The 14,490-nt window shown below is 35.9% G+C and carries 13 protein-coding genes; 5 read left to right on the top strand and 8 right to left on the bottom strand.

Annotated features, from left to right (window positions below; all coding sequences use genetic code 11):
* Window positions 1-168: 168 nt before the first annotated feature.
* From pdaA to ACFSTA_RS16515, 3 genes are all read right to left on the bottom strand, one after another.
* A complete protein-coding gene (pdaA, locus tag ACFSTA_RS16525) occupies window positions 169-966 on the bottom strand; it encodes a delta-lactam-biosynthetic de-N-acetylase (RefSeq protein ID WP_377557934.1) in 798 nt (265 codons plus the stop codon).
* Between the two features lie 55 nt (window positions 967-1,021).
* Complete coding sequence (locus ACFSTA_RS16520; protein ID WP_377557933.1) at window positions 1,022-2,326, bottom strand: Na+/H+ antiporter family protein; 1,305 nt, start codon at window positions 2,324-2,326, stop codon at window positions 1,022-1,024.
* A 162-nt stretch (window positions 2,327-2,488) separates the two neighbouring features.
* Window positions 2,489-3,307 (bottom strand): YfkD famly protein, encoded by an 819-nt coding sequence (locus ACFSTA_RS16515; RefSeq protein ID WP_377557932.1) that lies wholly within the window; start codon window positions 3,305-3,307, stop codon window positions 2,489-2,491.
* A gap of 132 nt (window positions 3,308-3,439) precedes the next feature.
* On the opposite strand from ACFSTA_RS16515, the gene ACFSTA_RS16510 reads away from it, so the two are divergent.
* Window positions 3,440-4,630 carry an MFS transporter gene (locus ACFSTA_RS16510; protein ID WP_377557931.1) on the top strand — a complete coding sequence of 397 codons (1,191 nt, stop codon included), beginning with the start codon at window positions 3,440-3,442 and terminating at the stop codon, window positions 4,628-4,630.
* Window positions 4,631-4,643: 13 nt separating this feature from the next.
* Here ACFSTA_RS16510 and ACFSTA_RS16505 read toward each other — a convergent pair whose 3' ends face one another.
* Together ACFSTA_RS16505 and ACFSTA_RS16500 are read right to left on the bottom strand one after the other, a co-directional pair.
* Window positions 4,644-5,336 (bottom strand): amino acid ABC transporter permease, encoded by a 693-nt coding sequence (locus ACFSTA_RS16505; protein WP_377557930.1) that lies wholly within the window; start codon window positions 5,334-5,336, stop codon window positions 4,644-4,646.
* A gap of 13 nt (window positions 5,337-5,349) precedes the next feature.
* The gene (locus tag ACFSTA_RS16500) at window positions 5,350-6,195 is read right to left on the bottom strand and encodes a transporter substrate-binding domain-containing protein (RefSeq protein ID WP_377557929.1); all 846 of its coding nucleotides are present in this window, start codon (window positions 6,193-6,195) and stop codon (window positions 5,350-5,352) included.
* Window positions 6,196-6,494: 299 nt separating this feature from the next.
* On the opposite strand from ACFSTA_RS16500, the gene ACFSTA_RS16495 reads away from it, so the two are divergent.
* Window positions 6,495-8,435, top strand: a complete 1,941-nt coding sequence (locus ACFSTA_RS16495) for a heavy metal translocating P-type ATPase (RefSeq protein ID WP_377557928.1) — start codon at window positions 6,495-6,497, stop codon at window positions 8,433-8,435.
* 20 nt (window positions 8,436-8,455) lie between these two features.
* Here the strand turns inward: ACFSTA_RS16495 and ACFSTA_RS16490 are convergent, their stop codons facing one another.
* From ACFSTA_RS16490 to ACFSTA_RS16480, 3 genes are read right to left on the bottom strand one after another with little or no spacing between them, the layout of a single operon-like run.
* Window positions 8,456-9,289, bottom strand: coding sequence for a YihY/virulence factor BrkB family protein (locus tag ACFSTA_RS16490; RefSeq protein ID WP_377557927.1), 834 nt, complete (start codon window positions 9,287-9,289; stop codon window positions 8,456-8,458).
* Between the two features lie 24 nt (window positions 9,290-9,313).
* Window positions 9,314-9,607: a YtxH domain-containing protein gene (locus ACFSTA_RS16485; RefSeq protein WP_377557926.1), complete on the bottom strand. Its 294-nt coding sequence runs from the start codon at window positions 9,605-9,607 to the stop codon at window positions 9,314-9,316.
* 17 nt (window positions 9,608-9,624) lie between these two features.
* Window positions 9,625-10,095 (bottom strand): low molecular weight protein-tyrosine-phosphatase, encoded by a 471-nt coding sequence (locus ACFSTA_RS16480; protein ID WP_377557925.1) that lies wholly within the window; start codon window positions 10,093-10,095, stop codon window positions 9,625-9,627.
* 201 nt (window positions 10,096-10,296) lie between these two features.
* Here ACFSTA_RS16480 and ACFSTA_RS16475 point away from each other — a divergent pair, with 201 nt between their 5' ends.
* The 3 genes from ACFSTA_RS16475 to ACFSTA_RS16465 all read left to right on the top strand — a co-directional run bounded on the left by ACFSTA_RS16475 (window position 10,297) and on the right by ACFSTA_RS16465 (window position 14,236).
* On the top strand, window positions 10,297-11,649 hold the full coding sequence (locus ACFSTA_RS16475; RefSeq protein WP_377557924.1) for an alanine/glycine:cation symporter family protein: 1,353 nt from the start codon (window positions 10,297-10,299) through the stop codon (window positions 11,647-11,649).
* 275 nt (window positions 11,650-11,924) lie between these two features.
* Window positions 11,925-13,457 (top strand): hypothetical protein, encoded by a 1,533-nt coding sequence (locus tag ACFSTA_RS16470; RefSeq protein WP_377557923.1) that lies wholly within the window; start codon window positions 11,925-11,927, stop codon window positions 13,455-13,457.
* Between the two features lie 2 nt (window positions 13,458-13,459).
* Window positions 13,460-14,236 (top strand): class I SAM-dependent methyltransferase, encoded by a 777-nt coding sequence (locus ACFSTA_RS16465; RefSeq protein ID WP_377557922.1) that lies wholly within the window; start codon window positions 13,460-13,462, stop codon window positions 14,234-14,236.
* Window positions 14,237-14,490 lie beyond the last annotated feature (254 nt).

Below are 14,490 nucleotides of genomic sequence, written 5' to 3'. Positions count from 1 at the left end.
TGAATCAAGAAAATGGAGCCTATTTTATAATAAACTTGGTTAAATGCTACTTGTAAAAATTTTGAAATTGCGGTAGGTGTATTAGAGTTACTCAAAAACTTGAAAAAAGTATTTGACATTGTACGCTGGACTATTAAAAATACCGATGAGATTATCTCATCGGTTTGTTTAGTACCCGTAGATTCCTTCTGGTATTTTATCTTTGATTACAAAATCATCTAAACTTTTAAATGTATAGCCTTCTTCTCGTAATTCTTTTATCAAATGTTCTAATGCTTTTGCATTGTCTTCGGATACTGCATGTAGCAGAATAATTGCTCCAGGATGAATTTGCTTCATTATTTGATCAAAAGCAAATTGCCAACCTCTTTGGGAATCCGTATTCCAGTCAATAAAAGCTAATGACCAAAATACCTGAATATATCCTAACTCATTGGACCACTGTAACGTCTCTTCGTTAAACATTCCCTTTGGCGGGCGTAAATATTTCATATCCTTTTGATCAGACACATTGGCGACAGCCTTCTCAAGGGACTCTAATTCTCGCTTCATGACATCTTTCGTTACAATTGTAAAATCAGGATGATGATACGAGTGATTCCCTACGATATGACCTTCATTAACCATTCGTTTAATCAGTTCTGGCTGACTAGTAACATAATGCCCCGTTACAAAAAATGTAGCAGGTACATTTTCCTTTTTTAGTACATCGAGGACTTCATTGGTGTACCCTTGTTCATATCCGTTATCAAACGTTAAGTATACGTTTTTTTCTCCAGAATCATCAACGTAATATGCACCATATTTTTTAAGTATATCTCTGTATATGCCTACATCTGGGATTTCGTGGTTGGAATTTTTCTTAAATCCCCATCCGTACCCCTTTGCTTGAACATCTATATGGTTCATGGAGAAAGATAGAAAGAACATACAAGTGATTAATAATATGCTTCTTTTCTTGTTCATATCAACCCACCTATCTGCTTTCTTACTCTCCCCCATAAACAAAACATTTATTCAACTATAAGATAATTGCACCGATCCACCCGAACAAGAATAAGGGAATGTTAAAGTGTACAAATGTTGGTACACATGTATCCCAAATGTGATTATGCTTACCGTCTGCATTTAAGCCTGAAGTTGGTCCTAAAGTACTATCAGAGGCAGGTGATCCAGCGTCCCCCAGGGCACCTGCAGTACCAATTAAAGTTGCTGTTGCTAGTGGTGAGAATCCTGCAGCCATACAAATCGGCACAAACAAAGCAGCGATAATTGGAATCGTCCCAAAAGAAGAACCAATTCCCATCGTAATAACCAATCCGACAAGTAATAATATAAATGCAATTAATGCTTTGTTATCACCTAAAAAGCCAGAAGACAGTTCTACTAATGCTTCGACAGATCCTGTTTCCTTCAAAATGTTCCCAAATCCAGATGCGACAAGCATAACAAATGCTATTGTCCCCATCATACTAACTCCGTCAGAAACAATTTTATCCCCATTTTTAAAAGGTACGACGATACAAAGGAACATAACAGCTAAACCTGTTAACGCACCAAGAATTAAATTATCTGTCCATAATTGTACGGCTAAAGCAGCGACAATGGCTACAAGCGTCCAACCATGTTTTGCGTTAAATGTCACAACAGTTAATTCCTCTTGATTCTCCTTACCTTCTAGTGGACCAGTACTTGTATCGCGGTCTTTGCGATACGTAATGAAAATAGCAATTAATAAACCTAAAATCATACCAGACCCTGGGATAAGCATTGCAAAAGCTGCCTCTCCCTTTGTTAAAGCTGACCCGTTTTGCACCATTCCATCCACAATAATTCCGTGAAATAACAGTCCAAATCCTGCTGGAATCATGATATATGGTGCTTTCAATCCGAACGTAAGCGCAACAGCTACACCCCGTCGATCCAACCGCATTCTATCAAACAGTTTTAAAAGTGGTGGTATTAATATTGGAATAAATGCAATATGCACTGGTACTAAGTTTTGTGATAAAGATGCTACACCTGCGATGGCTAATAACATCATCGTTTTCTTTCCAGTTAGCACACGTATTAAATAGTTTACAAGAATTGTGGTGATCCCTGTGTAACTAATAGCTACAGCAAATGCACCGAGTAATATATAACTTAATGCCGTATTTGCTTGACCTCCCATCCCTTCCACTAACATATCGATGGATTCAACAAACGATAATCCAGATAGTAATCCTGCTGTAAGCGCAGCAATTATAATAGCAATAATAACATTAACACGTAATAAGCTTAAAACAGTCATTACGAGTACAGAAACAACGACTACCCACTCCATTTATATTTCCCCTCTCCACTTGCATTATTTTATCTCTTTACTATACTAAAGTACTAAAGCGATAAAATCAATCCCTTTTTTTGAAAAATTTATTCCAAAAAAAGAAAAGAATAAAAGCTCTGTAGTCACTTTCACACGCAGAGCTTTTATAGCAAGTAGTACCTATTGTTTTAGTTGGAAGGAGAAGGAAACATGCTCCTGAATTGGTATCCATGCACCAATTCCTTGTTTGGTGACATTTTTTACTACTATCGATTTTTTAGAACCCTTTAATTGAATATAAACTTCACCAAATGTAACTTGTCCTTTTTCATTAACTGCAGGCGCAAAGGCTTTTAGTTCTCCATATTTCTTCGGTGGTACGCCATAGGAATTGTCTTTCTTTGTTCCTCTTCCGATCATCGTGCTATACGATAGCGGTAGCTTCGTTTTTTCTTGCGATGTTAGTAACATCATTGTCTTAACATCTTTCGGATTTGCAATTTTACTTGTTAATGCACCTTTAATTTCCTTTTGTTCCTGTTGCATATAATTCAGCTTCTGATTCGTATCTCCACCTAAATTATTTAATTCATTTGTATTAATCGGTTGAAATTCCCAGTTTACGGTCGTTTCTGTTGATTTATAATTTAACGGCCATCGTCCAAGAAAGACCGTACCACGATAACCAAAGGCAATTGGAGAAGGGTTTAATGATGTCTCGTTTAACATCTTGATTAAATTTGGATTTTTGATTGGAACATCAACACCGTCTATTAACTCTTTCGTTAATTCACTTGGTTCTATTATCTCTTCATCTGCTGTTGAGTTTGGATAGGTGTTTTCTTTGGAGATATTTAGTACATGACTAGGTACACCAAACTCCTCTTTATCCTCATTTTTTTTATCTTCTTTTTCTTCACTAAAGCCTGTAACCGGAAACATCAATAAAACTACAGTAAGTACAATTAAAGCAAATCCAAAATGGTTATACTTTTTCATTATTGCACTCCTTTCTTTTTGCTTTAGTTTTTTCGGACAAGTAAATATTATACGTACGATATCTTCGAATTGACTCTTTATAAAAAACAAATTACATTGAAAGAGCGACATTATTTAGTAAGGGGGATCTTTATGGTTTCACCTAACGTACGATTTTGGATATTAATTGCACTTGTAACCATTTCTGGGTTTTCCCAGGGCATGTTATTACCATTATTAGCAATTATTTTGGAACAAAATGGTGTACCATCATCGGTTAATGGCTTACATGCTACTGGATTATATATAGGTGTGTTAATCGCATCTCCTTTTATGGAAAAACCAATGCAAAAATTCGGCTTTAAACCGATAATTGTTATCGGTGGATTACTTGTTTTCATTTCGCTTGCCATGTTTCCATTATGGGATGCGTTATGGTTTTGGTTTATTTTAAGAGTGACCATCGGAATTGGGGATAACATGCTTCATTTCGGAACACAAACTTGGATCACGACTACGGCTGCAAAAGAAACACGCGGAAGAAATATCGCTTTATACGGTATGTTCTTTGGATTAGGATTTGCTATCGGGCCATTGATGTCGAGATTGCTGTCTGTTAGTGAGGCTTTTCCGTTTATCGTTTCTGCTATTCTTAGCATGATTGTGTGGTCCCTTATGTTATTTGTAAGAAATAGATGGCCTGATGAAGAGAATACGGATACTATCACACATTCATCTAGTTCATTTAAACGGTTTATCCAAACTGGAAAAATTGCTTGGGTTGCACTTCTTGCTCCATTTGGTTATGGGTTTTTAGAGGCAGTGCTTCATGGGATTTTCCCCATTTACGGTTTACGTATCGGCCATGACATTAACATGCTATCTTTAATTATTCCTTGTTTTGCAGCTGGAAGCTTAATTTCCCAACTGCCATTAGGCATCCTTAGTGACCGAGTAGGCCGAAGAAAAATACTTCTATTCGTATTAATTGGCGGGTTATTAATCTTTTTACTAGCTGCATTTTTCGACACATCTGTTGTTGCTTTATTTATTTTATTTACGTTGGCTGGGATGTTTGTTGGCTCCTTATTTTCACTCGGGATTTCGTATATGACTGATTTACTGCCAAGAGGCTTACTCCCTGCAGGAAATATCATGTGCGGGGTCGCTTTTAGTATTGGTAGTATTAGCGGACCATATTTAGGTGGGTTATTTCTTCAATTAATTCCTGGCGTATCTTTTTTCTATTTGATTGTGGCCATGCTACTGATTATCGTATTCGCAATGTATTTCAAAAAAGTAGAAGTCGACATCGAGCATGATAAAAAAGAAATCGAGCACTAGCCCGATTTCTTTTTTATATATACCTACTAAATCGTTTTTCTAATCGATCTTGCATGAAGGAAATGAGGATACATATTGGCCAATAAATTAAGGCTACTAGAATATACATCGTCATAGAATCAAATGTTCTTCCTGCAACAATTTGAGCTTTTTGAAAGAGCTCTGGAACAGTTATCATTGCAGCAAGTGATGTTGCTTTCACAATATCCATAAATACATTTGTTAGTGGAGGAACAGCAATTCTAGTTGCCTGGGGCAATATAACCTTCCTCAACGTATACCAATACCCCATATTCAGAGCTCTTGCAGACTCCCACTGACCCTTATCAATACTGTTCAATGCAGCACGATTAATTTCAGCTATGTATGCTGCACTATTTAATCCAAATCCAATGGTAGCAGCTGCAAATGCTGTTAACTTTAGACCGATAGTGGGTAGTCCAAAATATAATAAGAATAAGAAAACTAACATAGGTGTACCACGCATAAACGAAATATAGATTCTTGCTGGCCAACGGAGAATGATTCGATCGGAGCCACGAGCTAATGCTAAAAGCAAACCAAGTATCAAACCTATTCCCATCCCAATGACTGAAATTATTACTGTCATAGGGATTCCTTCTAGTAAAAATGGTACACTTTTCCATGCTAGTTCTGCGTCAAACAAATTTTTCAATTGTACATCATCAAAATGCATACCGAACATGACGTACACCTAATTACTCAATGCCATCAATTTCAATAATTTCTTCATCCGGTTCTTTGGAAACGTCTAACCCACCAAAGAATTCTGCTGAGATTTCTGAAAGTGTTCCGTCTTCTTTCATTTCTGCTATAACTTCATTTACTTTTTCTAGCAAAACTGTAGCTTCTTTCTTCATAACTACATTATTAGTAGTTGGATGAACTTTTATATCGGGATGAAGTTGAATATCTAGCTCTGGAAATGCTGTTAATGCCAAACTTTGCAAATAATAATCATTAATTACTAAATCCGTATTACCATTCGCTACGTCTCGCAAATATGCATCATTCGTAACATTTCCGTATGTTTTAACCTCTGCCCCGTATTTCCTTGCGATGTCACTATATACGGTAGTTGCAGCTCCACCAGCAACTTTTCCTTCTAAATCCTCTAACGTCTCAATTCCTGATAAATCATCAGAACGAACAATCATCGTAACGTAAGAATGTTTAACAGGATCACTGAATGCAAATATTTCTCTACTTTCTTCTCGAGGACCTGCTTGAATAATATCTACTCGACCACTCTTCAAAGCAGAAAGCATTGCATCGTATGCCATTTCCTCAAACTTAATATCCAAATCTAGTCGACTAGCAATTTCTCTAAAAACCTCAACATTGTATCCAGTTAGTTCATCGGAATCCTCAGGGTAGTACGATGCAGGAAACAAAGTTCCAGCTGTTCCAACTACGATTTCACCCGCTTCTTGAATATCTGCCCATACTTGATCTTCTACTTCTTCTGTTTCATCTGATTCGCCACATGCTCCTAAAAATAAGATGAATACAGCTAACAATGAGAATAGTAATTTCTTCTTCACTATGAATCCCCCTTAATATATTGTTATATTATTTTTACAAATATAATTATAACAGCTTATTAGTATTAATTAAACGATTTTGAATCTGTACCTCTAACCATTTTTCAATTGTAATACAGTCAGAAAAAATAATTCCTAAAATTATATTGACACATAACTACAACCTGATAAAATTATAATACATACTAAATTATAATTATTATTAATAAGGGCATATACCCAGTATTTACCTACCATAATGAACTTATTAAATTTACTGTAATTGATTATTATTATCAATTAGAAATGAGGTATTGAAAATGAATGTAAAAACCCGTGCTTTATATCCACAAACAAGATCACAGCAACAACCTAGAAAGCTAAAGTTACGTGAAAAATATAAGAGACTTACTACGCATAGCGAATTAATAGCTGCATTATTGAGTGGACTCATCATACTTACTACTTGGCTATTGGAAAGTACCTTATCACAACCTTTATGGGTGCTATTTCATTTGTTAGCATTCACCATAGGGGGATATGCCAAAGCAAAAGAAGGTATTCAAGATACCATTGCCAATAAAGAACTAAATGTAGAAATGCTTATGATCTTTGCGGCTATTGGTTCTGCGATTATTGGGTACTGGACAGAAGGTGCCATTCTAATTTTTATTTTCGCCTTATCTGGAGCTTTAGAAACCTATACAATGAATAAAAGTAATAAAGAAATTTCAGCGCTAATGAAACTCCAACCTGAAGAAGCTCGAGTAATACAAAATGGCATTGAAAAAATAGTCCCCGTTTCTGCCTTAAACATATCGGATATCATCCAAATTCATGCTGGAGAACGTATTCCAGCAGATGGAATCATTATTCGAGGCGAGACTTCCATTGATGAGAGTGCGATTACGGGAGAATCTATTCCGACAACAAAACTGGTGAATCATGATGTATTTGCTGGAACAGCTGCACTAGATGGAACGATCCAAGTGGAAATTACAAAATCTGCACATGAAACGATGTTTCAACGAATCATTCAATTAGTACAATCTGCAAAAGATGAAAAATCACCTGCTCAATTATTTATTGAAAAGTTCGAAGGGACATATGTAAAAGTTGTATTAATTGTCGTAGGAATCATGATGTTCTTACCGTATCTCTTGTTCGAATGGACATTAGCTGAAAGTATATATCGTGCTATGATTCTATTGGTGGTAGCCTCTCCTTGTGCTCTTGTAGCATCTATCATGCCGGCAACTCTTTCTGCTATTTCAAACAGCGCCCGAAACGGTGTCCTTTTTAAAGGTGGCGTGCATGTAGAAAGTTTTAGTCATATGAAAGCTATGGCATTTGATAAAACTGGTACACTAACGGAAGGAAAATTAGCTGTCACAGATGCATACTTTGCCAACGAACTCGATAAAGAAGAAATACTAGCTACGATTGGCGCAATTGAAAACCAATCGACTCACCCACTTGCTCAAGCATTAACCAGATACAGCAAGGATTTTATAGACCGTAACGATATTCAAGTACAAAACATGAAAACGGTAGGCGGAAACGGCGTAAGTGCATGTGTTGATGATCATGTATGGAAAATTGGTAAACCTGAATTTGTAAATCTCCAAGAAGCGCAATCGTTTCAAGATGGATTGCTCGAACATCTAGCAAAGCAAGGGAAAACAGTCATATTTGCAGAAAAAGACGAACAAATCGTAGCATTATTTGCTTGTAAAGACACGATACGATCAGACGCTAAGCAAGCCATTCACATGTTACGTAAAAACGGCATTCATACGATTATGCTTACTGGAGATAATGAGATTACTGCCAGAGCAATTGCAGAGGAAGCTGGGATAGATGATTATATTGCCGACTGTTTACCAGAGGACAAGGTAGAACACGTGAAAAAGCTACGACATCAATTTGGTAATGTTGCCATGATTGGCGATGGTATAAATGATGCTCCAGCTTTAGCCACTGCCAATCTCGGGGTTGCTATGGGTGAAGGAACAGATGTAGCTTTAGAAACTGCAGATGTTGTTTTGATGAAAAATAATTTAGATAGAATAACCGGCACTATTCGTTTATCTCGACGTATGAATCGGATCGTGAAACAAAACATTTTTTTCTCTTTAACTGTGATCACTATTTTAATTTGTTCCAACTTTTTTCAAATTATCGACTTACCCCTTGGTGTGATCGGTCATGAAGGAAGTACAATTTTAGTTATCCTAAATGGACTACGGTTACTTAAATAGATCCATCCCCCCATGCATGTTTACGTATGGGGATTTTTTTCTAATTTGTTTTTACGAATCACCGCATTGATTATTCCACCAATAAGAATAATTACAGCAGAAATATAAAACCAGACCATTAATACGATGACTGCCCCTAAACTTCCATACATTGCAGAGTAATGCCCAAGATTTTCTACATAATAGGAAAACGCATAAGAAACAACCTGCCAACTTAACGTTGCAAATAGCGCTCCCCAAATAGCATTTTTAAAATAAATCTTTCTATTCGGTGCTAATTTGTATAAAAATAAAAATACGATAAAAAACACACTAGACGAAATGACCCAACGAAGCATTTCCCAAAATGTAAGAAAATCCTCCGTAAGACCAAATAATGAAAAAATATAGTTACCAATCATGCGACCTAAAACAGGTAATATGATAGCGATAACGATAATACCAACCATTCCAATGGTTAGAACAACAGCAATCAGCCTTGATATAATGAAGGATCTATTTTCTTCTACTTCATAGGCTTTGTTGAAAGCCCACATAATTGCATTCACACCATTGGATGCTGCCCAAAGCGTCGCTATCAACCCAAATGATAATAAACCACCATTTCTCGTATGTGCCAGCTGATCAAGGTTTGCATTTATCAACCTCATCGTTTCATCTGGCGCTACGGAAGCTACCATGTTCATTAAATTATGCTCATCAAATGGTAAGTAACCAATAAGCGTCACTAAAAAAAGTAAAAAGGGAAATAGTGATAACAAAAAAAAGTAGGCAAGCTGGGCAGCTAATCCAAATACATCCGCTTCAAATACTCGAATGTATAATTGCTTACCAAATGTCATAATTGACTTCATGCGATCACTCTCCCTATCTATCCTTTACTGCTCGATTTGCTTCGTCTTTTTCGTCACTTTATCTAATGTATTTTCTACCTGTTCTAAAGCATTCGTTGCATTTTCGATCTGATACGTAAATGATTTATTAAATCGGTCAAAAGCAATTTTTGCATTATGTACCGTTTCAGACGGATGTTGGATGCAGTATGACGTTTTCTGCTGTAACGTTGCGAATTTATTCTTTGTGTAATACCTCGTATCCCTATCACATAATGCTGTTAATCCACCGATCGCAGCTCCTATTGCTATACTTGCTAATAATCTATTTCTACCCATCAAATACCTCTCCTTTTTTATATGTTGTGCTTATTCTTAATATACGTAAATAGATTTTTGCATCCTTCTGATACTAATTGAAATGTATAATCAAAATCCCCCGTGAAATACGGATCAGGGACATTCTGTGTTTCTGGCTCTGCAACAAAATCCATTAATTTAGCAATAGTAATATTTTCAATTTTATCATTTATTTTAGCTAGATCCTGTAAATTTTGATCATCCATCGCAATCATGTAATCAAAATCATCCAAATCCTTCTTCACAACTTGTCTAGCCTTCATGCCACTATATTCCATATTATGTTTATCTAATAAAGCTCTCGTACCTTTATGAGGAAGATTTCCAGCATGCCAATCCCCTATTCCACCTGAGTCTACTTCTATTTTGTCTGACAAGCCTTCTTTTATTACAAAATTACGAAAAACCGCTTCAGCCATAGGAGACCGACAAATATTCCCTAAACAAATAAATAACACGCGTATCATGTTAAAGTTCCCACCTTTCCTCTTTATTATAATCAAAATATGTACGACCTTTAAGTAAAATGGTGATTTTTTCATTTATTCCCCTAAAGTGGTAATGTTGGTAAATATCTTATAGGCACAAAAATATTTTAAAAAAGGCTTGACATTTCATGTAATATTCGAAATATTTAATATAGTACTTTATAAAAAGGGGGAAGAGGAATGAACGAAATTTTAGGTAATATTAGCGATTTTGTCTGGGGACCACCTACACTCATTCTGATTGTCGGTACAGGTATTTACTTAACCTTACGTTTAGGATTTTTGCAATTTCGAACACTGCCATATGCGTTACGATTAGCATTTAGCCCTAGACGGCAGGACAAAAAATCCAAAGGTGACATTAGTCACTATCAAGCATTAAGTACCGCGATGGCTGCCACCATCGGTACAGGGAATATCGTAGGGGTAGCTACGGCCGTTGTACTTGGTGGACCAGGTGCAGTGTTTTGGATGTGGATTACAGCATTTTTCGGAATGGCTACGAAATACGCAGAGGCTATTCTTGCTGTTAAATACCGCGTTGAAAACAGCAAAGGTGAAATGTCAGGTGGACCGATGTACTACCTTGAAAAAGGATTAAAACAGAAATGGCTAGGTGTATTATTTGCATTATTTGGTGCATGTGCTGCTTTTGGTATCGGAAATATGGTTCAATCCAATTCGGTTTCTGATGCTTTAAATGATTCCTTTAATATTAACCCATGGATCACTGGGATCGTTCTGACGCTATTAGCAGGATTAGTTATTCTTGGGGGGATTAAAAGCATTGGTAAGGTTACAGCATTTTTCGTTCCAATTATGGCATTGTTCTATGTTATAGGTGGACTAATTATTATTATCATGAACTTTGATATTGTTCCTGCTGCAGTGGGATTAATATTCTCTGACGCGTTCACTGCAAACGCTCTTGGTGGAGGACTTCTAGGTACTGTGATTCGTTACGGAGTTGCACGTGGCGTGTTCTCGAACGAAGCTGGTTTAGGTTCTGCTCCAATCGCTGCAGCTGCTGCTAGAACAGATTACCCTGGGCGTCAAGCACTTGTATCGATGACACAAGTATTTATTGATACAATCATCGTTTGTTCGATCACAGGTATCACGATTGTTATGGCTGACCTTGCTGGAAGTGGACTTGAAGGTGGACCACTAACAACTGCTTCATTTGCCGCATTCCTAGGTGATACGGGTGGTTACATTGTTACAATCGGAATTGTGTTCTTTGCCTTTTCTACCATCGTCGGTTGGTCTTACTATGGCGAGAAATGTTTTGCATATTTATTCAATGACAAGGCAATTCCAATTTACCGTGTGATTTTTGTTTTTGCGATTCTTTTCGGTGCTGTTCAAACACTAGACGTCGTTTGGGGAATCTCCGATATTATGAACGCATTAATGGCGATCCCTAACTTAATCGGCCTCCTAGGACTATCTGGAGTGGTTGTATATGAAACAAATAGATTCTTAAAGGTTGCGAAAGAAGAAAAAGAACAAGAAAGAGCGAAAGCATCTTAAAGACCTATAAAATACGGAAACACACAGTGAATCATAATCGAATTCACTGTGTGTTTTTTTGCTATCCAAAAATTTTTATGCCAGTTTTTTTCGAAAAAGTTGTTGTCTATATGAAGTGTTCATTGTGAATACTCAAAAGTCAGAATCTTATGTTAGAATAAAGATAAAATAAAAATTAGAAATCTACATTCATTATACCTTCACATTTTAAGACTCTATGCAGGGGTATAAATTATAAATAGAATAAAATGACTTATAGAAAGAGACGATGAAATATGCTTAACTTTGAACGACTAATAGTAATAACGGGTAAACAAGAATGGAAAAAAGCTTATATCGAAGAAATTGAAAAGCTAGACCAGCTTTATCAAGAGGAAGAGCGATTATATTATGAAATGTATACAGAAGGAACTCAATCTAAAAGAATTGATGAAATAACAAGGATTAAACATACGTTAATGACAAACAAAAGGCTTTATAAAGCTATATTATCGTGGAGAAATACCCTTAGTGATAGTAAAGTATGGAAAAGACGATTAGATGTATTGTTATTTAAAATGAAACAAGAAGAACTGGATAGTCATCCAGAGGTTAAAGAGTTACAACAAAAGTTACAATCTAATTTATTAGAAAGTAGATTTATATTAAACGGAAAAGAGTATAATCTTGGAACAGTTCATTCCAATATAATGGAAAATCCAGACCGAGAACTTCGGAAGCAGCTTTTCTTCGAAGCAAAGGAAATCGGTAGAAATCATGAGGAATTATTTAGAGCGTTGATCCAAAAAAGAAACAAACTAGCAAAAGACCAAGGGTTTTCTAACTACTATCATTTTAGGTGTAGTCTAAAGGAAATTAACATCAATGCATTTATGGAAGGAATGAGTGATTTAATAGAACAATCAGAAGAAACGTTTAACCATTGGGATAATAGGATAAAAGAAAAATTCGGTTGGGAAAAGATACATTATTATGACCAATATTTTTCTACTTTTAATTTCCATCAAATTCAAAGCAGTGCTTTTACAACCAATCGGATGGAAGAAATGTTAAGCGATATTGTTAATAGTCTAGGAATACCTATGGACCAATTACCTGTTAAAATTGAGAGTATGGAAATCCCGTATGGCGGATTCTGCTTAAACATCAATCCAAATGATCTTCGACTAGTTGTGAACAAACGAGATTCCTATTCAGTGTTTTTGTCAGGGATACATGAGTTAGGTCACGCACTTGATGGTCATTATAGTTCCTATCAATACCCAGAGCTATATCGCTTCTATTCAAGTATAGCTGCCGAAGCAATTGCAGAGTTATTCCAAACAATTATTACTGACCAACATTTTTTGAAGAATAACTTCGACATTCAAGATGAAGTTTATTCTCAGATTAGAGAAATCAATCAATTAACAGATTTAAAGATGTTTAAAATGAACTACTATTACTGTTTAGTTGAATTCGAATTATATAATAGTCCTGAGCAATCATTTCAAGAGATCGCAAATGAGTGCTATTTACGTGTATTCGGGTATGAGGGTGAAACATTCCACCCAGCTAGTGAGATGTTTTACATCGAAAACCCAGTATTTTTCCAAGATTATAACTATGCTTTGGCTATTCGAGACATGATTCGTGAAAAGTTCGCTGTAACAAGTCTCTACAAAGAAACAGACTTATTTCAAGAACTTATTGATAAATTTATTGGACCCAACCAGCTCTACTCTTGGAATCAGCGGTTAGAGAGACTTTGTGGTGAACCTCATACCTTTACATATTTGGCAAAAAAATTGACGAATAGGAACGAATAAACATGATCATTACAACAGCAAGACGGTCACAAAGTGAATTAGTATCAAGAGCAAATAAACTAGCAAATTCTTTTGATTTGCCATACATTGAAAGAAACGGATTTTCAATTGAGGCTTTAAAGGAACGGTATAAGGATGACATTGTCGTAGTAGGGAAAGATGGATTAATTATCGCTCCCATAAAGAAGGAGACAAATATATTTTTCCATCCTAATTTAGCAATGGTCAGGGCGAAACGAATGCTTAAAGGAGAAGTAGATCCGCTGATTCAAGCTATAAAACTAAAGGAAGGGATGTCGTTTTTAGACTGTACATTAGGCTTAGCATCCGATAGTATTATCGCGAGCATTGCCGTTGGGAATAGTGGCTTAGTTATAGGCATTGAAGGAAATCTTCTATTATATCTTTTAGCAAAAGATGGACTTGCATCATTTACTAGTGGGAACAAAAATATTGATCAAGCGATGAGGAAGGTTCAAGTCGTACATCAGGATCATTATTCATTTTTACAACAAGCAGCTTCTGATTCTGTAGATGTTGTATATTTTGACCCAATGTTTCAAGCAAGCATTGACACTTCAAGTGGAATAAATTCGATTCGTGGCCAGGCACTTTTTACAGACATTAGCGCAGAAGTTATTAGCGAAGCAAAACGGGTAGCTAAAAAACGTGTTGTACTTAAAGACCATTGGAAAAGTAAAAGATTCACACAACATGGTTTTATGCAACTGAAGCGAAAAACATCGCTGTTTCATTATGGAACGATAGAGTTAACTTGAATAAGTTAACAAAGAACAAGGAATTATTTAACGGGTTTATCTCAGTGAATGTAAAGATTACGAAAAAACTATAAAAGAAAAATCCTAACTAATTCGAATTCTCATTACAGAATTTTAAATCATAGTATGGATTTTTCTTTGACTAAAACACCTTTGCCTTAAAGATTATGAATTATAGGTGAAAATTTTCTAATGTAATTCCTTTTGCATCTCATCTCAGTAAACGGGAATACTTTTCAAAATCTTTTCTAGTT

The sequence above is a fragment of the Ornithinibacillus salinisoli genome, assembly GCF_042684965.1.
GTDB classification, from domain to species: domain Bacteria; phylum Bacillota; class Bacilli; order Bacillales; family Amphibacillaceae; genus Ornithinibacillus; species Ornithinibacillus salinisoli.
Note: the sequence above shows the minus strand (reverse complement) of the source record. Positions and strands in the feature narration are given on the sequence as shown.